Source organism: Bacillus chungangensis (genome assembly GCF_030812995.1).
GTDB classification, from domain to species: Bacteria; Bacillota; Bacilli; order Bacillales; family Bacillaceae_C; genus Bacillus_CF; species Bacillus_CF chungangensis.
In genome coordinates, this window is record NZ_JAUSTT010000031.1 from 23,843 (window position 1) to 43,873 (window position 20,031).

General features: G+C 38.2%; 15 protein-coding genes and 2 pseudogenes. 6 read left to right on the top strand and 11 right to left on the bottom strand.

Annotation, left to right across the window (positions count from 1 at the left end):
• Position 1: 1 nt before the first annotated feature.
• A complete protein-coding gene (locus J2S08_RS19305) occupies positions 2 to 904 on the bottom strand; it encodes a hypothetical protein (RefSeq protein ID WP_307232481.1) in 903 nt (300 codons plus the stop codon).
• A 224-nt stretch (positions 905 to 1,128) separates the two neighbouring features.
• On the opposite strand from J2S08_RS19305, the gene J2S08_RS19310 reads away from it, so the two are divergent.
• Entirely contained in the window at positions 1,129 to 1,833 is a 705-nt protein-coding gene (locus tag J2S08_RS19310; protein WP_307232483.1) for an AraC family transcriptional regulator, read from the top strand.
• A 140-nt stretch (positions 1,834 to 1,973) separates the two neighbouring features.
• Positions 1,974 to 2,306, top strand: a complete 333-nt coding sequence (gene csaA, locus J2S08_RS19315) for a chaperone CsaA (RefSeq protein ID WP_307232485.1) — start codon at positions 1,974 to 1,976, stop codon at positions 2,304 to 2,306.
• A gap of 264 nt (positions 2,307 to 2,570) precedes the next feature.
• On the opposite strand, the gene J2S08_RS19320 is transcribed toward csaA, so the two are convergent.
• A complete protein-coding gene (locus J2S08_RS19320) occupies positions 2,571 to 3,650 on the bottom strand; it encodes an MFS transporter (protein ID WP_307232487.1) in 1,080 nt (359 codons plus the stop codon).
• Positions 3,651 to 3,992: 342 nt separating this feature from the next.
• Here J2S08_RS19320 and J2S08_RS19325 point away from each other — a divergent pair, with 342 nt between their 5' ends.
• Positions 3,993 to 5,201 carry an RtcB family protein gene (locus J2S08_RS19325; protein WP_307232489.1) on the top strand — a complete coding sequence of 403 codons (1,209 nt, stop codon included), beginning with the start codon at positions 3,993 to 3,995 and terminating at the stop codon, positions 5,199 to 5,201.
• 129 nt (positions 5,202 to 5,330) lie between these two features.
• Here J2S08_RS19325 and J2S08_RS19330 read toward each other — a convergent pair whose 3' ends face one another.
• From J2S08_RS19330 to J2S08_RS19340, 3 genes are all read right to left on the bottom strand, one after another.
• Entirely contained in the window at positions 5,331 to 5,636 is a 306-nt protein-coding gene (locus tag J2S08_RS19330) for an AtuA-related protein (protein WP_307232491.1), read from the bottom strand.
• A 4-nt stretch (positions 5,637 to 5,640) separates the two neighbouring features.
• Complete coding sequence (locus J2S08_RS19335) at positions 5,641 to 6,996, bottom strand: acyclic terpene utilization AtuA family protein (RefSeq protein ID WP_307232493.1); 1,356 nt, start codon at positions 6,994 to 6,996, stop codon at positions 5,641 to 5,643.
• Between the two features lie 103 nt (positions 6,997 to 7,099).
• Positions 7,100 to 8,392: a CitMHS family transporter gene (locus tag J2S08_RS19340; protein ID WP_307232524.1), complete on the bottom strand. Its 1,293-nt coding sequence runs from the start codon at positions 8,390 to 8,392 to the stop codon at positions 7,100 to 7,102.
• Positions 8,393 to 8,852: 460 nt separating this feature from the next.
• On the opposite strand from J2S08_RS19340, the pseudogene J2S08_RS22645 reads away from it, so the two are divergent.
• Both J2S08_RS22645 and J2S08_RS22650 read left to right on the top strand, forming a co-directional pair.
• Positions 8,853 to 9,827 (top strand): annotated as a pseudogene (locus J2S08_RS22645) (HAMP domain-containing protein); the annotation flags it as partial.
• Positions 9,822 to 10,769, top strand: coding sequence for a methyl-accepting chemotaxis protein (locus J2S08_RS22650; RefSeq protein WP_370875720.1), 948 nt, complete (start codon positions 9,822 to 9,824; stop codon positions 10,767 to 10,769). The pseudogene J2S08_RS22645 and the gene J2S08_RS22650, both read left to right, overlap by 6 nt.
• Positions 10,770 to 10,871: 102 nt before the next feature.
• Here J2S08_RS22650 and J2S08_RS19350 read toward each other — a convergent pair whose 3' ends face one another.
• From J2S08_RS19350 to J2S08_RS19360, 3 genes and pseudogenes are all read right to left on the bottom strand, one after another.
• Complete coding sequence (locus J2S08_RS19350; protein WP_307232498.1) at positions 10,872 to 12,281, bottom strand: sigma-54 interaction domain-containing protein; 1,410 nt, start codon at positions 12,279 to 12,281, stop codon at positions 10,872 to 10,874.
• An 897-nt stretch (positions 12,282 to 13,178) separates the two neighbouring features.
• The gene (locus J2S08_RS19355; RefSeq protein WP_307232500.1) at positions 13,179 to 14,459 is read right to left on the bottom strand and encodes an MFS transporter; all 1,281 of its coding nucleotides are present in this window, start codon (positions 14,457 to 14,459) and stop codon (positions 13,179 to 13,181) included.
• Between the two features lie 134 nt (positions 14,460 to 14,593).
• A pseudogene (locus J2S08_RS19360) lies at positions 14,594 to 14,980 on the bottom strand (VOC family protein).
• A 701-nt stretch (positions 14,981 to 15,681) separates the two neighbouring features.
• Between J2S08_RS19360 and J2S08_RS19365 the strand changes: the two are divergent.
• A complete protein-coding gene (locus tag J2S08_RS19365) occupies positions 15,682 to 16,467 on the top strand; it encodes a carbon-nitrogen family hydrolase (RefSeq protein WP_307232502.1) in 786 nt (261 codons plus the stop codon).
• Between the two features lie 208 nt (positions 16,468 to 16,675).
• Here the strand turns inward: J2S08_RS19365 and J2S08_RS19370 are convergent, their stop codons facing one another.
• From J2S08_RS19370 to J2S08_RS19380, 3 genes are all read right to left on the bottom strand, one after another.
• Complete coding sequence (locus tag J2S08_RS19370) at positions 16,676 to 17,155, bottom strand: NUDIX domain-containing protein (protein ID WP_307232504.1); 480 nt, start codon at positions 17,153 to 17,155, stop codon at positions 16,676 to 16,678.
• 166 nt (positions 17,156 to 17,321) lie between these two features.
• Entirely contained in the window at positions 17,322 to 18,707 is a 1,386-nt protein-coding gene (locus J2S08_RS19375; protein WP_307232507.1) for a S8 family serine peptidase, read from the bottom strand.
• Between the two features lie 496 nt (positions 18,708 to 19,203).
• On the bottom strand, positions 19,204 to 19,962 hold the full coding sequence (locus tag J2S08_RS19380; protein ID WP_307232509.1) for a DeoR/GlpR family DNA-binding transcription regulator: 759 nt from the start codon (positions 19,960 to 19,962) through the stop codon (positions 19,204 to 19,206).
• Positions 19,963 to 20,031: the final 69 nt, after the last annotated feature.

Below are 20,031 nucleotides of genomic sequence, written 5' to 3' on the forward strand. Positions count from 1 at the left end.
CCTATTTCATTATCGTAAGCAATTTGCATGTATTGTATTCGGCTTCGGGTTGTTCTGATGTTGGCAGCCGTTTGAGGAGATCTAGTACAGCATAAGGGAATTTTAATGCGTGCGGGTCGTCAAATGTTTTTTCCCAGTATTCTGGTGCCAATATAGAAGTGAAAGATGGTTTCTTTACTTCATTTTCTAACATGAAATCAGGACGCTGCCGGTTTAAATACATTTGATGACGATGATTTTTCATGCCTGCTAAAACAAGCTCGTTATACCCGAGTCTCTCTAGTTCTGTCAACGCCTGTGCATGTGTGATTCCATGCTCCAGCTCTCCGCTAAAGAAGTACATTTTCCCATCTATCATGCGATTTGGTACGATTGTATGCAGTTCCTTAAATGACTGTGAGGTCATATCAAATGTATGTCGATATTCTGGAAGATTTGCTGTATCGTCAACTATTGTTGTGAAATAGTTATCTATATCCCAATATCGGTTGGGCCCGTCTTCCGTTGTTCGTTCGAGCATTTTCACAAGCCCATTTACGACGGTTGGTGTAATGAGGGACGGGCAATCTCGCAAAGCCTTTAGCGCTAATACACCTAATGCCAAACCATGTCCAGATGTACTTAACTTCTCTGTATTTTTCCTTAGCCCATCAATGATCTGTTCAAGCAGCATCGGATTTGCTTCTTCTTGTTCAAGCGGTGCAAACCATTCAGCATGTTCATGGCGATAACGCTTACAAGTTCTTTCAATACCATCTTTCACATGATCCGGCAATTCATGTTCCCGATCCATATAATAACCTGCCAATAATGCTGCCCCAAAATGACCGTTAAACCATGATAACTGTCCTCCACGTGCCATTCCAATGACGCCTATCTCCAAGTAAGAATCCAACTTTCGCATATTTTTCAACACCCCCAAAATGTATTCTCGTGATCTACTTCTACTACAAATAGCTAAACCCTTTAAAGATACAACTTAAGTTGTAGCGAGGTGTTCAGGTGCTGTCTAGGATAAGACATTGCTTTTTATGTCTGAGATGATACACTTTTCACAATCGTTACTTTCGACATTAACTGTTTGCAGATAGTAATAAAAAATAAAGCTATAAAGAAGGAGGGATTGCTTTGACTCTGAATAGAGTTATTTGTGAAAAGAGAACCTATTCGCGAGCGTTTGCTTCTCATCAACATGATTACGGTCAATTTTTATTTCCGCTGCAAGGTTCTATGGAGATACAAACAGAGAAGCAGCATCTTCATTTGAAAACAGATCATTGTTTCTATTTGCCTCCTGGCTGTCTGCATACTTTTCGTTCTATCGATCGGAATGAGTTTTTAGTGTTAGATATGCCGATGCGGTATGTATCTTATCGAGCAAATGGATTGTATTTGCAAATGGATCAACAATGGGAAGCGATACGGTTTTTACTTTTAGAAGAAGCACATCATTCGAATGGCTCGACTGTTGCCCTAAATGATTTAACACGCTATGTAAGCCAAAAACTTCAACATTCGCTCCATCCTTCTATTGAGTATATTCACAATCACTATCATCAGCACATGAAAGTATCCGAATTGGCAAAGCTAGAACATTATCATCCAATTTACTTCTCATCGTGGTTTAAACAAATGACAGGAAAGAGTCCTAAGGCTTATATTTCGGCTGTTCGTTTGGACGCAGCAAAACGACTGCTGAGGGATACGGATTTTTCTATTGCTCATATTAGTCAAGAGGTTGACTTTAACCATCCATCTTCCTTTACGAAATGGTTTGTTCGTACAGAAAGGGATATCTCCACAAATGTACCGCAGAAACTTCATTTAGGATAAGAAGAACCTTTTATTTGGACAAGGTTTTTCTTATGAAGCAGGTTAAAATTGAAACAACGGTTCGTTATGATATTAGGCTAATGATGATAAGAAATCAGAAGTAATTTATAAAAAATATCAAAAATAGAGGAGCGAGACTGTTGGCAGTGATTGAAGACTTTCAAAAACTAGATGTACGGATTGGCACCGTAAAAAATGCCGAGCCGCTTTCAGGAGCAAGAGTCCCAGCGATAAAGTTGGAAATCGATTTTGGCGATGAGCTTGGAATCAAACATTCTAGTGCACAAATAACGAAACGGTATTCTCCTGAACGATTGATTGGACGACAAGTGGTAGCTATTGTGAATTTTCCGCCAAGAAAAATTGCTGGCTTTCAATCTGAAGTATTGGTTCTTGGCGGCATCCCAGGAGCAGGAGATGTCGTGCTGTTGAGACCTGATGAGGCAGTACCAAATGGAACAGTGATCGGCTAATTCCTTTAAAAAAAGAGGTGGAGAAAATAATTAGTTTTCTCCACCTCTTTTGGTTAATCGGTTTTTAAACCCCTTTATCATTCGATCAAGTTTAAAAATTCTCCCCACTCATATGTATATTGCTATTCTTAAAAAGTAAAAATGAAAAGATAATGAACAGTGCTAGCAGCATGAAAGACGAACCAAGAAAAATATAATTAATTTTTATAAGCTCTCCTAACCAACCTGCACTAAGAAAAGAGATTGGTGCGGCTGCTTTCATTATCATAGACGAAATGCATTCACCCTCCCAAGTATATGTGGAGGTGTCAGCTCTTGCTTAAGTGTTAGAAAATTAATATTCATAAAGGTGCTGCTAAAGCCAATAAAAAACATCCCTGCCATTAAAACATACCAGTGATAAGTTGTGAACAAAATAAATTGGCCAAAAGCAGCTAGGCCAATTCCAAATAAAACCAAGCGTTGTCGATTAAAACGTTTCGTCAGTCGTTTTATAACAGTTGCGGCTAAAATTCCACCTACCCCTGATGCTGATAAAATAAACCCTATATTTGATTTGGAAGCATCTAAACGATCCAATGCATAAAAGATAAGCACTGCTCCCGATAAAGAAGAGGCGATATTGATAAAAAGGTTGACTATCGTAATATTCCATAAAAGCTGGGTTTGTCGAAGTTGATAAAAGCCAGCTTTCATATCATTCGATATACTACTTTTTGACTTGTGGAGCTTCGGACTTTCATTGTTTGGTATCTTTACTCGAAAAACAAAAATGAATAACAAGAAGAGACTAGCAGCCGTTGCAACTAAGCTAGAAGTGTAGCCAAGTGAAATTAATATGAAACCAGCAAGACCTGGTCCAATCATATTAACAAACGTATATAAAAATGAAATCGACGCATTTGCTGAGATTAATTGATCTTTATGAACAATTAAAGGAAGGACTGTATGAAACGTATTCCAAAAAAGATAGTTAAATGTGGTAAGAGTAAAGCCACATATATACAAACTCCAAATCGAAATGACGTTGAATTTTAATAATAGCGCTAATACTAGCAATATCATGATTTGCATCCAAATCGATAGCACCATCATTTTTTTGCGATTCACTCGGTCTACAACAATACCTATAAAGATACCTAAGAAAATATGAGGTACTAAATCGATCGCTCTCATCGTACTCATTGCAAGCGGCGACTTTGACAGCTCATAGATAATAATTGGCAAAGCTAAATTATAAAGATGAAAAGTAAGATCAACGATCGTAGTACCAGAGCACAAGAAAACAAAATGTTTATTTTTCCATATTGTATCAGGATGTGCATGAGAAGCTAACGGTTTCATAAATGGGCTCCATTCACTATTACTGAGTTTCCGAAAAGAATTCTCCCACTTTCAATTACCTATATAATATCAACTCGGTCTTGTCTATTCAACTATATAATGGCTCTTATTAATGTTTATCACATAAATGGAATAATGAGGGTTTTTACTCTTTTAAAAAACTGGTTAGGCATTTTTAATCGCCTATAAATGCTGTTTCTTTCACATAAAGACATCTAGCTCTTCTTCCGATAGTATAATAGGAGAGTCTATCAAACTGTATTTATCTTAACTCTTATACCAATATGGAGATAAAGGACATAAGAAAATATCAATATTGTGATACAGAAAGGAAATAACGTGATGAATACAACCATTTTTGGAACCCATCAAGCACATACGCTTGCACAATTTAACACGTGTTTGAAAACTGGCAATGTCGTTGGCGGCGTCTTATGTGCAGATGGGCATTATGGGTATAGCCAGCCTGTCGGCGGTGTAATTGTCTATGATCAACAAGTATCTCCGTCTGGTGTTGGCTATGACATTGCTTGTGGAAATAAGGCGGTAAAGACAAATTTGACTTTACAAGACATTCAGACAAACTTGCCGCAAATCATGGATGACATTTATGAGCGCATTTCGTTTGGGGTAGGGAGAAAAAATAAAGAGGCAGTCGATCATGCTTTGTTTGATGATCCAGATTGGTCTGTTTTTCGAGAGATTGGCACTCAGGAGCATGATCGGTTAAAGGCACTTGCCCGTAGTCAGCTGGGGACTGTTGGCTCAGGCAATCACTACGTTGACTTGCTCGTTGAGGAAAAAACAGATGCGATCTGGATTGCCAATCATTTTGGCAGCCGCGGATTTGGTCATAAAACAGCAAGCGGCTTTCTTAACTTGGCGCAAGGGCGTGCCTTCTCAGACAAAGCACCCGGAGAAAAAATGGAACAGCCTCCAACATTAATGAATCTTAACGAAGAACTTGGCGATATGTATATGAGCGCAATGGAACTAGCGGGACGTTATGCTTATGCAGGGCGTGATTATGTCATTGATCAAGTACTTGCGATTCTTCAGGCTGATGCATTAGTTGAAGTCCATAATCATCATAATTTTGCTTGGAAAGAAGTCCATGGTGGCAAAGAACGAGTTGTCGTTCGTAAAGGTGCAACACCGTTAGCTCCTGGCCAACTCGGTTTTGTCGGCGGCAGTATGTGTGATCAGGCAGTTATTGTTCGTGGCCTTGCAAATGATGAAAATGAGCGTGCATTTTATAGTACGGTCCACGGTGCTGGCAGAATCATGAGCCGGACAGAGGCAGCAGGAAAAATGAATTGGAAAACGAGAAAGCGCTTAGGCGGTAAAATAACACCAAAGCAAATGGCACAAGCTGTCAAAGCATATGGCGTCGAACTTCGTGGCGCTGGCACTGATGAGAGTCCTTTTGTCTATCGCAAGCTTCAGGAAGTACTTGATGCACATGCACAAACGCTAGAGATCGTCCATCGATTAAAACCGATTGGTGTATGTATGGCAGGCGCAAACGAATTTGATCCATACAAAGACTAACAGTTGATTGATGGAACTAAAATGAAAAGGCTGATGAAATTGTTCGTCTGTTAACCGATTTTTATGTAGTTGATTGGATGTACTTAGATGATTAATAGAAAGGGGACATTGCTGCCCCTTTCTCAACACTTATACTTCAATCTCCATATCTAATAAAGCAGAGCTTAAGCTTTTCCCATGCGTATCGATAGCCAAAGATCTCGTGACACCTCCGCCGAGCGCTCCATGCATGACAAAGTTGAAAGCGCCTAGAACCGGAAGTTCATACCTTTCCACTTCACCATGTACGATCTGTTTAAACCAATCCTTTACTTTTTCCGCTGTCACTTGTTCCTTTACTTTTTCATAATCAGCTAGATCATAAACAATGAGCGAGATATTAGAGATATTTCCTTTGTCTCCTGATCTGGAATGGGCAATTTCTCTTAGCTTCATGCTGCTACACCTCCTCGATAATGGTTTGAATATGAATGTTTTCGCTGGGTACTAAAATCGAAGCAATAGAGATCACTTCTTTTACACGAACGGTTGCACCACCGCCGCCGGCTGGGCCGTTTGTATAGAGTGCTTCCACTTCATTGCATACTGCCGCTGCCTCATTTTTTTGCCGCGTACGTGCAGCGACGCGAAGCCGCACTTCTGTAAAATCATGTTTGTGATTGTGTATCTTATTGGAAATGTCGTCTTGATATAGAGAATTGACTCCGAGATAATCAATCCGCAGTTCCTGAATAGGCACTTTTGTATACGCTAGTCTTTTTTTTATAATGTCACCGGCTAATTGTGCCCTCGCAAAAGCCCCTGAACCGCCATAGCTGATCTCTCCTTCAGCAATATAGCAATCTTTGTAGCCAATGCTCGTCTTATAAAAACCATTTCTCTCTTTGCCGGTTGCACCAGTTGCTAACACTTTATTTGTTTCTACTTCCTCAATCATAACGTTTGAAAAATCAGCAGTGACATCTGGCGTCAAATAATTGGAAGGGTCATGAAGTTCATAAAGAAGCTGCTCTTTTACCGTTTTAGTGTTAACAATTCCGCCCGCATCTGCTAATTTTTCGATTGTAATTGTTCCGTTTTCGCCTATTTCTGCAATCGGAAAACCGACATTCCACAAATCAGGAACATCTTTCCAGCCTGGATCTGCATAATAACCGCCTGATACTTGGGCACCACACTCTAACAGGTGGCCGGCAAGGGTCCCCTTGCCAAGCATATCGAAATTATTCCAATCCCAGCCAAATTCAAAAATGAACGGCGCTAAAACGAGTGAAGGGTCTGCAACTCGCCCAGTAATAACGATATCAGCGCCCTTTTCCAATGCTTCAACAATTCCTTGGGCGCCAATATATGCGTTAGCAGATACGATATGTTCTTTTAACGTCTCAAGCTTCTCGCCAGTTTCAATGATGTCAACATTCGCATACTGATCGATTTGCGAAAGGATATCGTCACCGAGTACGACAGCGATTTTCAAGCCGCTAATATTCTGCTTTCGCGCAATCGCTTTTATTGCTTTAGCAGCCGCAATTGGGTTGGCTGCCCCCATATTTGTAATCACTTTGATCTGCTTTTCTTTGCAAAGAGGGACGATTTTTTCCATCCGATGTTCAAGAAGATGATTATAGCCTTTTGCCGTGTCTTTTAATTTTTGCTGTTGTGCGATGGCTATTGTTCGCTCGGCTAAGCATTCAAAAACGATATAATCAAGATTGCCTTTCTTCATTAATTCGATTGCCGGTTCTAAACGATCGCCAGCATAGCCGGCACCTGATCCGATTCGAATTTTCTTCATGGTGCTTTCCTCCATTCATATTTAATTAGAGGTGTTGATCTCAGATCTTCCCCCTGCCATTGCACCTCGCTTCTAATCAGCATATTACCTAGACGTAAATGATCTATATAGAAATTGCACCTGTTAATACAGCGATAATCGTAAATACGATGGATGTTCCATAAGCCCATTTAAAAGTGAAACGTTGATGTTCTCCGAGATCGACTTCTGCTAGGCCGATAAGCAGAAAAGTTGAAGCTGTCAACGGACTAAGTGGAAAGCCTGTCGTCATTTGCCCTAATACAGCAGCCCTGCCGACTTCAACAGGATTCAGGCCGAAATGTGAGGCCGTTTCTGCAAGAATTGGAAGAACACCGAAATAGAAGGCATCTGGAGTGAAAATCAAACTAAGCGGCATACTGATTAAAGCAACGATCAATGACAAATGCCCCGACAATCCATCAGGGATGACAGAGACCATCGTCGTCGCCATCGCCTCAATCATGCCAGTTCCAGTAAGAATTCCTGAAAAAATCCCAGCTGCGAAAATCATATTTGAAACAAAGACGACGCTTTTAGCATGATCGTTTAACCGCTGCTGCTGATCTTTTAGATTTGGATAATTGATTAATAAAGCAACGGCAAAAGCAATCATAAATAATACTGCTAACGGCAGCAAACTGTTGACAAGTCCGATAATAAGGAGCAGTGTCAAGAGGGCGTTAAACCAAAATAATTTTGGCCTGCGAGCTTGCAATTGCCCCTCTGTTAGCTGGTTATCATGGTCATATTCAAAATGCATGACGCCAAGCCGCTTTCGTTCTTTTTTTCCTAGATAGTAAGCAACAAATAGCACCCATAGAATCCCACCGAGAAGTGACGGAATCAAGGGATTAAACATATGAAGAGAATCCGTCTGAAGCGTCGTCATTGCTCTTGCTTGCGGGCCAGACCATGGAACAAGGTGCATGGCTCCAGCGCTTAAAGCGGTGACGCATGTTAAAATTAAGCGATTCATTCCGAGCTTTTTATAAATTGGAAGCATCGCTGTAATCGTAATCATAAATGTCGTTGTGCCATCTCCATCTAAGTGGGCGATCATTGCTAAAATAGCTGTCCCTACAACGATTTTTAAGGGATCGCCTTTTACAAAACGAATAAGCCTCGTAATAATAGGATCGAATAAACCTGCATCAGACATCGTGCCAAAATATAAAACGGCAAAGATCAGCAAAATGCCTGTCGGTGCAACTTGTAATATTCCTTTCAGCATCATATCGCCTATTTCTGCACCTGCCCCGCTAAGCAAGCCAAAGACAATCGGAACAATGATCAAGGCAACCATCACCGAAAGCCGTTTCGTCATGATTAAAAACAGGAACACAGCAATGGTTAAGAAACCCATCAGTGACAACATATTCATTATGCATACCTCCATCTGTAAGAAAATGAATGATTTTTAATACGTTTTAAATAGACAATGGGACTTTCTTCATTTTTTGAAATGGTAGATCGATTGAACAACCTCTTATAGTGCAAATGTCATGCCATTTTGTAGGAATTGAGTAAGTTTCGGATAAAGTAAGCCAATTGAACAAATCTCGTAAACTAATCCAATTTTTTTATTCTAAAAATGTAAAAATAATCGGATATTTTTAGATAATTAATCAATATAAACATGAAATGATTGCGGTGAAAAGGTTATTTCTACAATATTAGAAATTTATTCTAAATGTATAGAATATTTATTAGTAATAAATATTCAGGAAAAAAGACCGATATCAATGGTATCAGTTAAAGAAAGGAAGGTTGTCATGAAAAAGAGTGCTCGTTTTGCATTTGGATTTAAACAAAAGCTTATTCTTTCATTTACACTTATGCTCGTTGTTCCATGTATCATCGTTGGTATTTTTGCTTATCATGCTTCAAAAAACACAGTGGAAGAGTTATTAGTAGATAGTGCGGAGAAACAAACAGAACTGTTAAATGAAATATTAGATGATTTTATTGGAGAGCGAATGAGAAATGCTGAAATGCTCTCAAAAATGATTAAAGCAGGAGAGATGAATGCCAACAACGAACCTCACGTAACTGCTTCATTAAAACAATCTTTAGAATCTACGTCTGAGGTCACAACTGTATACGTTGGTACAGATAAAGGTTATTTTGCTGACTTCCCAGTAACGAAACGAGATGCTGATTTCGACCCTCGGGAACGTCCCTGGTATAAGGAGGCAATGGCCAATAAAGGGCAGATCGTTGTCACAAAGCCATATCCTTCATCAGTAACGAATAAAATGATTGTAACGGTTGCAAAAACAACGGAGGATGGCAAAGGCGTAGTAGGCTTATCGCTGCCATTGGATACGTTTGTTGAAAGAACTGAAAAAATAAGAATTGGGAAAGAAGGGTATGCGGCCATTTTTGACAGAGATCAAAATGTGCTTTCGCATCCTCTTTTAGAGCAAGGAGAAAACGCTTCCGATCAGGGGATTGTAGGTAAAATGTACGATAAAGATACTGGCTTGTTTGACAATGGTTCAGGAAGCGATAAAAGAAAAATCGCATTTACAACAAATGAGATAACGGGATGGAAGATCGCATCAGTAATGATGAATGAGGAAGTAGCCCATTCATCCTACAATATTTATTGGCGGACAATTATTGTTATTATTATTTCTCTTGTAGGGGGAACTGCTTTATCATTTGTCATTCTTAAAACGATCACCCGTCCGATTAACAATTTAACGCTAGCAGCAGAAAAAGTAAGTACGGGTGACTTAACTTATCAGATCGATACACGTGGAAAGGATGAAATTGCTAAGCTAGCTTATTCTTTTGATCGGATGAGAGAAGATCTTCGTTCTATTATTTCTACTATAGCGGATAAAACGACGACTCTAGCTGCTTCTTCGGAGGAATTATCAGCAAATGCAAATCAAACGAGTGTTGCAGTTGAACAGATTTCTGAGGCTGTCGAGGATGTATCGATCGGAGCCAGTCGCCAAACAGAGCAGATAAATGATAGTTTGAAAACAGTATCAGAGCTTTCTACAGGAATTCAACAAATTGCAATTCATTCCAACGAAGTATCGACAAATGCAGTAAAAACGAATGAATTTATTCATAAAGGAAGCCAAGACATAGAAACGGCCATTCAGCAAATGAATGATATTAAAAATACAACGGTTGATATTGCTGGCCGGGTAGGGATGTTTCACCATTACTCTAATCAGATTGGTCAAATGATTAATGTTATTACGGGTATCGCTGAACAGACGAACTTATTGGCTCTTAATGCGGCAATTGAAGCGGCGCGTGCTGGAGAGCATGGAAAGGGCTTTGCTGTTGTAGCAGATGAAGTAAGAAAACTCGCGGAAGAATCTTCACAGGCTACAGAACAAGTAAGAAAAGTAATTGAAACGATTCAACAAGAAACAGAAACGACCGTACAGGCAATGGCAACAGGTACAGATGAAGTAGAAAAAGGAATTACTGTCGTCAATAATGCACAAAACTCATTTATGACAATTGAGCAATTTGTTAGAGAAGTGACAGGCCAAATTCAAGAAGTATCCGCAGCTGTAGAGCAAATGGTCGCAAGCAACGATCAAGTTGCAGCAACCTTTAATGAAGTAGCTGCCATATCAGAAGAAACTTCTGCCAATATTCAAAATGTGTCGGCAACAATGGAGGAGCAAGGGGCTTCGATGGAAGAGGTGTCCAACTCGGCAGAATCTCTAACGGAAATAACGGAAGAGCTGCAAGCATTGGTAAGGAAATTCTCAATCTAACCGATAACAAAAGTACTCCTTCAAGACAAATAGTGCTTAAAGGAGTACTTTTTACGTAAGAAATAATTTATAAATGCAAAAACAATGCTAGAAAAAATGCATTTATCCAATTCTGTACTTATTCATTTTATTATATAAAGTAGCTAAAGAGATTCCTAAAGCTTCCGCTGCTTTTTTTCTTTCTTCTACATCGTTTCCAAAGTCTTTTAACGTTTTTGCAATCCAATCAGACTCAGCTTTCTCGACGATGTCTTTTAGCGTCTGTTTCGTGTGGCCTTGATTAGAAATAAGATCGTTTTTTTGAAGATAATCCGGCAAATGTTTTACTTCAATATTCATTGTTTCTGTCATATGAATTGCATAATTGATGACGTTTTTCAATTCTCGGATATTGCCTGGCCAATAATGATGTTCAAGTAGACAAAGTGCTTTTTGATCAATTGTATAGTTGGGTTTTACCAGCCGTGTATAATTTCCTTTTTTATTTAATGGATGCAGCATATAGTGAACCATTTCATGAAAATCGTTTTTTCTTTCTCGAAGTGGGGGAATATTGATTGAGAGTACATTTAGTCTGTAAAATAAGTCTTCCCTGAATCGTTTTTTCTCCACTAGCTTTTTTAAATCTGTATTTGTCGCAGCGATGATTCGAACATCGATTTCTTTTTCCAAAACCCCGCCTACTTTTCGGATTGTTTGCTCCTGCAGCACTCGCAGCAATTTTGCTTGAAGGTCATAGGGAAGTTCACAAACTTCATCGAGAAAGATTGTTCCTTTATTGGCGAGTTCAAATAACCCTGCTTTTCCTCCTTTTCGTGCATTAGTAAACGATCCTTCTTCATATCCAAATAATTCACTTTCTATTAAAGCAGCGGGAATTGCAGCACAATTTATCGGAATAAACGGCTGCATACAACGGTCACTTTCGTTGTGAATTGCTTGGGCAAACAATTCTTTCCCTGTTCCGCTTTCACCATTGATCAACACAGTGAGAGGCGAATGAGCGACTTTTCGCGATTTTTCGATTACTTCTAGCAAATCACCATTTGCCCCTATTATATCTTGAAAGGTGTATTTCGCTTTGTTTACATCGTTCACTTTTTTCTTTATCGTTTGGAAAACTTGTCTATCTTTTTTTAAATTTGTTGTTAATCGATGAACTTCGACTACTCCTTTACATATTGATACCGCTCCCATTATTTTATTATTTACGATGACGGGAGCCATATCGACTACATATTCTTTGTTTCCTTCTTTCCGATAGATGCCTTCTCTTTTCTCGCCGTTTTTAAGCGTTTCGATAAGTTGTGCACCCGGTCGTACTTCAAGAAGGTGTTTGTTGATAATCGTATCAGCGCTAACACCAGTAATAGAAGTATATTCTGGATTAATCAATCGCACAATTCCTTGATTGTCAACTACTAAGACGCCATCATGGATAGAATGCAAGATGCCTTTTAGCCACTCTAACCGTTGTTTCAAATGAGCATTCTCAATTCCATTTATGAACAATGATCTCTCCCCTTTACCCCACATCTTACTGACAGTAAAGCTCCCGACCTAAACGTTAGAAGAATCAAAAAAATTTGGTAGGAGCAACGAAATGTCTAATTGGCGAACAATCAGCAGAAGATGAAAAAAGCTTACCCGCTGATGGAAGTTAATGATTTTTAAAGAAAGAAACTCCGTAAGAAATTTTCCATGCATTCTGTTCACAAATCTAACAATTTTACGAACTTGGAATGAAAATACAATAAATGCAATAGAAGATGCAAACGGAAATTGTTGACCACCTTTGTATTTATTGTATCATCTTCCTTCTTTTGTACTAGTATTCAATGATTATATTATACAAAAAAGAAGCTTTTTCTTCTTGTATCATGCTTATTTTCTCTTAGAGAACATTAAGGGGTTTTATAGATGGGGCAATAATACGGTATAAAGCTGGGGCTGCCCATCAGGTAAAAGGAAAAGAATGATAAGCAGCCTTTATCCCACATCTAACTGGCAGTAAGACCCCCATCTCGGGGAGTTAGAGTAATCGAGAAGTCTAGGTAGGGGATAACTGAAAGTCAAATGTCCGATTGGTTCGGGCCGACAGGATAAGGAAAGCTTCTTGAATTAGCATCGCACGAAGAAAAAGTGCTCTCCTTTTTCGAGGATGTCGGTCACAAAGACGTTGCAACAGGACAAGGAAAGCTTCGGCAGCAACACATCGCACGAAGAAAAAGCGGTTTTCTTTTTCGAGGACGTTGCGATCTTAGCCTTTGTTCTACTTCTTATCAGTAGGGGATGAGAGAAAACCCCCACTGATGGAAGTTTCACTTTATTGTTGTTAGCGGTTTCAATTTGTTTTGAAAACAATAGCCAACATGTTAACTTCTTCAGACATTTAGAAATGATTTGAGGTCATGCCATCATTTTTTTTGAAGAAACTGTTGCAATAGAAAGCAAAGAAATGATGCAAGTGACAACGATATAGAGAGCAACTGGAATCCATGAACCATGGAATTCTCTCATTAAATACGTTGCAATTAATGGCGCTGTACCACCTGCAAGAGCAGCTCCAAGTTGATAGCCAAGTGTAATGCCAGTATATCTGACATTAGTAGAAAATAATTCCGAAAATAAAGTTCCAAGAACGGCTGTCACTGGAGCCCATAGGATTCCTAAGCCAATGATTGTTGCAGCAACGACTGCTGCCATTGTTCCTTTATTTAAAAGGAGGAAATATGGGAATGCGTATACAAGCAGCAAAAATACTCCCCACGTGTACATTCGCTTACGGCCAATTTTATCAGAAAGGATTCCCATTAATGGAATCATTCCTGTTGTAACGAAAGTCGCTATTGTAACTGCATTAAGGACAGATGTATTAGGCAGTGCTAATTGGGATGTCCCATATGAAACAATAAAGGTAGAGAAAATATAAAATGGCCCTGTTTCAGCGAATTTCGCGCCGGTAGCAATCAATACTTCTCGCCAATGATATTTTAATGTATCAAAAAGCGGCACTTTTGTAATGTGCCCACTTTCTTTCACTTTTTTAAAATCCGGTGTCTCATCTAGGCCATTCCGAATCCAAAGTCCAATCAAAACAAGCACTGCACTTAAAATGAAAGGTACGCGCCATCCCCAAACGATAAAACCATCTCCTGAAATGACAGTCATCGCTGCAACAGCAGAAGTGCCAAGCAGCATTCCGATCGTAACGCCTATTTGGGGAATGCTTCCGAAAAAACCTTTCTTCTCTTTCGGTGCATATTCAACGGCAAGCAATAGAGCACCGCCCCATTCACCGCCAATTCCAAGGCCTTGAATGACACGCAGTATGATTAATAGAATAGGGGCCAATAATCCAATTGTTTGATAGGTTGGCAGCAGTCCTATGCATACCGTTGCTGCACCCATCAATGTCAACGTAATAACCAACGTCTTTTTTCGGCCAATTTTATCGCCTATATGGCTAAAAATAATGCCCCCAAGCGGGCGAATGAAAAATGGAATCCCAAAAGATAAATAAGATAACATTAGTGCAATAAAAGGATCTTCATTCGGAAAAAACAATTTGTTAAATACGATTGCTGCGGAAGTTCCGTATAAGAAAAAATCAAACCACTCAATAGAACTTCCAATCAAACTCGCTAGTAATGCTTTCTTCTCTTGTTTTGTCTTGTCGTTCTTCCGCAATAAAAATCCCCCTCATCTCATATGTCATTTAAAGTCTGTCTTGTCCCAATTTTATAAGAAGACTGTCTTTTTTAATTGGGACTTGAAAGTTAAAAAAATCAACTTACTTTTCTATCTCCTTACTTTTAGAAAAATCACTGTCGATGTATGTCACTCATCAATGCATGTGTGTTGTGATCAGGATCAGTAAAGAATGCCATCCAAGTCTCGATCTGATCTGTTTTTGCAACGAGATGCGGTTCACTCACAAAAGGAACGCCTTTTGAAGTGAGCGCTTGATAGGCTGTTTCAATATGATCCACTTGAAAATAGATAACAGAACTAGGGTGATCAAATTGTGGCTGTTCAGGAATGCTGAGTAACAGGCGTGTACCTTGACATTCAAAAAATGCCATATTAGTTGTTTAAAATAGAAAAGGGAGGCCTAGTTGTTCTTTATAAAAGTGAATCGCTTTTTCTAAATCATGAACAGGAATACCTATTTGCGAAATTTTCCGAATTGTGATTGCGCCGTTTTTCATGTTTATCCCTCCTTTCGTATTTTTGTCATTTATATATTATCATTTTGGTGTTGGAATGAGTAGGGAAAAAGCAACGTATAGATAAGTTAATAACCTGTACATAGTGATTATTATTGACTAGAAATGATAAACGATGAAACAATTCCGCTATATATAGGTTATATATTTCTCCATTTGGACGTTAAAGTAATACGTTTTCCGTACAGTTTCTTTTATTAAAAAGTAATAACTGAGGTATAACGAGGAGTTCGTTTTTTGCCAAATTTCCTCGGAAATAATGTATTCATTCGAAAGAATTTTACAATTGGCAGCAAGATATGGCTAAGAATGTCCTAATCAGTTATCAGAATAGACAGAACATCTTTATTGCAAGAAAGCTTTGCAAACAAATAAAAGCTCTCGTCTCCTTCTTAGTCAATGTCTACTCATAATATTTTTTATATCTTTTTCACTTTGAAATGTTTTTTTGAAACAATTGAGTTGGTGACGATTGACAAAAATTCTCTTGGCCAAAGTTAAAGGACACATGCCATTCTAAAATACCGCTTTACATTTTGAACAAGTAGGAAAGAAATTATTTTGGAAGATCTACACCATATGTTGGAATTTTCATTATTTTTCACCTATTATAAATGTAAATGATGATTACGAAAATAATGTGGTTGTATTAAGAGGATGGAAGAGAAGGGAGAAATAGAAAATTGAAATGGAAAGTAGGATGTGTGCAATTAAATATCGTTTTTGGAGATCCAAAACAAAATATGGAAAAGGCAGAAGCTTGGCTAGCAAAAGCAGCAGCAGAACATTGTTCTATTGCTGTTCTTCCCGAACTTTGGACGACAGGGTACGATTTAACACGATTGAACGAAATTGCTGATGAAGAAGGAAAAGCAGTACTTGCATTTCTCAAAATGCAAGCAAAAAAGCACCAGCTTCAAATCATTGGCGGTTCTATTGCGAAACGCACTCAGAACGGTGTACGAAATACAATGTATGTTGTCAACAAGAATGGCGAGCTTATCCACGAATATAGCAAACTGCATCTATTTCAGTTAATGGATGAGCATGTATACTTCCAGGCAGGGGAGGATGAGCCGCTTTTTTCGATCGATGGCGAGCAAGCAGCAAGCTTTATCTGCTATGATATTCGGTTTCCAGAATGGCTCAGGAAGTCTGTATTGCAAGGTGCGAAGGTATTGTTTGTTGTAGCGGAGTGGCCGCTGCCAAGGTTGGAACACTGGCAAACATTGTTAAAGGCTCGTGCCATTGAAAACCAATGCTATATCATTGCCTGCAACCGGAGCGGCAAAGACCCACATAACCACTTTGCTGGTCATTCAATGATCATTGATCCATGGGGAACGATCCTTTCAGAAGGAAGTGAAGGAGAAGCGCTTGTGACAGGTGAAGTAGATCTGAATGATATTCAAGCAATTCGTCAGCGTATTCCTGTATTTGACGATCGTCGTCCTGATTTTTACAAGTGAAACATTTTGTGTGAGGTGCAGGAAACAGAGGAAAAAAACAATAAATCAGTAAAGGACAAGGTATTTTTGATTATTGATCACCCTGAGAAAACCGCCTTGAAAAAGCGGTTTTCTCATTGAAAGTGCATTTTTTTCGATTAATTAAATAGTTAGGAGGGGAAGGGGCGGAAGTAATGGTAACTAGTGAAATAAATGAAATTACGTTTTATTATTTCATTTTTTTGTTCTTAAATAACTTTTTTCTAGATGAAGAATTTGTGTGCTCATCCCAAAAAATTTGATATTCATAAGAGTTATTTTCTAGAATCTGTCTCATTCTTGTTTTAATATCTGGATGAATATCTAAATTTTCGAATTCTGACAATGGGTACCAGCCACATTCTCCTTCGTCTCCATTTTTTATGCTTCCTGTAAAGTCATCTGAATAGTAATCAACATATACGAATTGTTCTCTTTTCATTTCATTTATATACCCTGATAATCCTTCCAATTGTAGATTATTTAAAATCAGCCCAGTTTCTTCGAATACTTCCCTCTTCGCTGATTCTTCAAATGTTTCTGGAAATTCAACTTTTCCTCCAGGTGGAACCAATCCATAAAAATCTCCTTTATTTCTATTAATCAACAAAATCTCTTTATCCTTAACAACCACTACTAAATTCCAAAATTTATATGTAACTTCTTTCATGAAAACTCCTTTCCATTCATTTCTTTGAATATCATCTATCCTATATGATGATATCGTTCTTTCTTCATCTAAAGTAGTAAAAACACAATTTGTTCATGATAAAGGAGGTGTCAGGATTTCTTGACATTCATAAACACGCCATGTCCATGAATGTAGTGAACACATATCATTGAACGAGTTGTAAAGACTTGTATGCATTCACAATACCACTTCCAAATTGGCTGTTAGTGCTAGTACGATCAGCACCTTCATTAAGTATATTTCTAATTTCCATAACAGATGGTTTTCGTCCGTGCTTCTCTTGATACTCAGCAATAATTAATGCCGCCGCAGCAGCTACTTTCGGTGCGGCTAAACTGGTACCGGTCATGAATTCATAACCTTTATCAAAACCAAAGTATTTACTTACTTCTGTTTGTTCTAAATTTGTTGGGTACGTCGTTAGTGTCAAATAATGAATGTCTATCATGCCATCGATAGGATACGAAGGTCCAAAATCGCCGCCAGGTGCTCCAATATCTACATTACTACCAAAATTAGAGTTATAGGCCAATAGACGATCTCTATTTGTGGATGCTACTGTAAAGGCGTCTTCTAATCCTCCTGGCATATAATACTGCTCATCTCCTGGGAACCCTCTTGCTTCAGCTAATTGAAATGGATCTGATAAATCAAATCCTTTCTCTTCTGTCCCTGAAGATGCGACGACAAAACTTCCTTTCTCTTTCGTATAAGCCAAAGCACGATTAAAAGCCATGTATACTGCTCGATCTTCTTCATAATTGACCGACTTGTAAGTCCCTAAACTTAAATTAATAACATCCATTCCATCGTCAGCCGCCTCAATAATCGCCTCGATAATATCCATAGAAGAAGCATTGGACGTATGAAATACTTTGTAAGGTACTATTCCAATATGAGGTGCGACTCCTTTAATTCTCCCATTTGCTGCAATGGAACCTGCCACCATTGTCCCATGCCCCATGTAATCTTGGGTATCAGTGATACCATTAATAAAAGATTTTCCCCTTGAAATAATATTGTCTTTTAAATCAGGATGATGAAAATCAAGCCCACTATCGATAACCGCCACCTTCACATCGTGATTGCCGGTTTGAATGGAATAGCTTTCACCGTTATTTGTCACTTGCTCAAGATCCCAGCGCCAACGGTCATAAATAGATTTATCAGTCATGAATAAACTGAAATGATGCTGAAATGGTAATGAAAGGAGAGGGAGCTTTTCATGAGTAATAAGTAAATCTGTCCCAATACTTTCAATATCGTGTTCATATGCTATCTTGATAAAACGTTCAATTTCTTCCATATTTTCTTCAGTCTCAATAGTAATTGCTGATATCGTTGGTAAGCCTTCCACTTTTGTATGAGTAAATTGTCGGAGAATTTCAGCAATCATTGTTTTTACATGTATACCATCTTTAAAAACGAATACTCTTTTATCACTGTCTGCCTTAACATTAACAGCGAAAAGGCTAAGGAAGATAAGGGTTAAAAAAAAGCAGTATTTTATTTTCCTAGAATGTGTATTCAATAGTTATCTCTCCCAACACTATTTTGTTATTTAGTATGTAATGTATTTGTAAAGGATTTAGTTAGTTTACTAAAAAAAGTAAAATAGAAAAAAACCTCTCGTTCAAAATTTATTAAAAATTTTCTATATAGCGAAAATATAGATTCCTTATCCTAAAATATACAACAATGGGTAGTAATTGTAAATAGTCGTTGAGGAAGGATTAAATTTTTCTCGATTCAACCACATAGTTGCTTGATTTTATGTAAGTATATTCATCTCTTTTTAAAGCAGATGGCCACAAGAATGCTAAAGTAAAAAATGTAAAACATGTAAAATTGTTGCGAGGGGTGGGGTACGTTCCATTGGAGAAGTTCAAAGAACCCAATGGTTCACCGGGTTCTTGATCTTCAAACGAGAAGATTGTATGTTTAGATGATAACGTTCAATGAACTGTATCTCTAAAGGGATAAGCAGCAAATGATTATTAATGAAAGCTGAAGAGTTATTGAAATTTTTAATACAATACGGTTACACCATACTTCTCCAGAAAGCTGATCCATTCTTCTTGTGGTTTTTTGTCCGTGATTAAGTAATCAAGCTGGTCGAAATCAAACATTTTAATAAAGCCAATTTTATCAAATTTCGTCGAATCCATTAATAAAATAATTTTCGTTGCTTGCTGATTCATGAGTCTTTTTAAATCGCTTTCCGGTTCATTTGAATCAGTGATTCCATGTGCTAAGGAAATGCCTTTACAGCTAAAAAGAGCAACGTCGACATTATAGTTTTGGACTGTATTATGGGCAACTGTTCCGACAAGAGATCGCGATTTTTTTCTTAATGTTCCTCCTGTTGAAATAATCGTATGGTTGACGTTAGTGAATTCTTGTAAGACGATAACAGAATTCGTAATAATCGTTAAGTTTTCTCGTTCCTTGCACAATATTTTTAATGCTTCAAAAACAGTTGAGCTTGTATCAGTCATTAACGTATCTCCATCATTAATTAATGGTAAAAGCTTATTAGCGATGTTGATCTTTTCTTCAATATTAATTGTATTCCTAGTTTGGTATGGCAAGTCTTCATTTGTATGAGCATTTAAGACAGCACCGCCGTAATTCCGAGTGGCGATCCCTTCTTTTTCCAACTTTTCTAAGTCACGCCGAATGGTTTCTTCGGTTACATTAAATGTTGCTGCAAGACGAGAAACATATACCCTTTTATCTTTATAAAGATACTCAAGTATCTTTTCTCTCCTTTCAAACGGCTTCATGTTATCCTTCCTTTCTCTTTTTCATTGTAACGATTTTCTTTTTTTTTTCAAAGAAAAAAGAAATAAAAG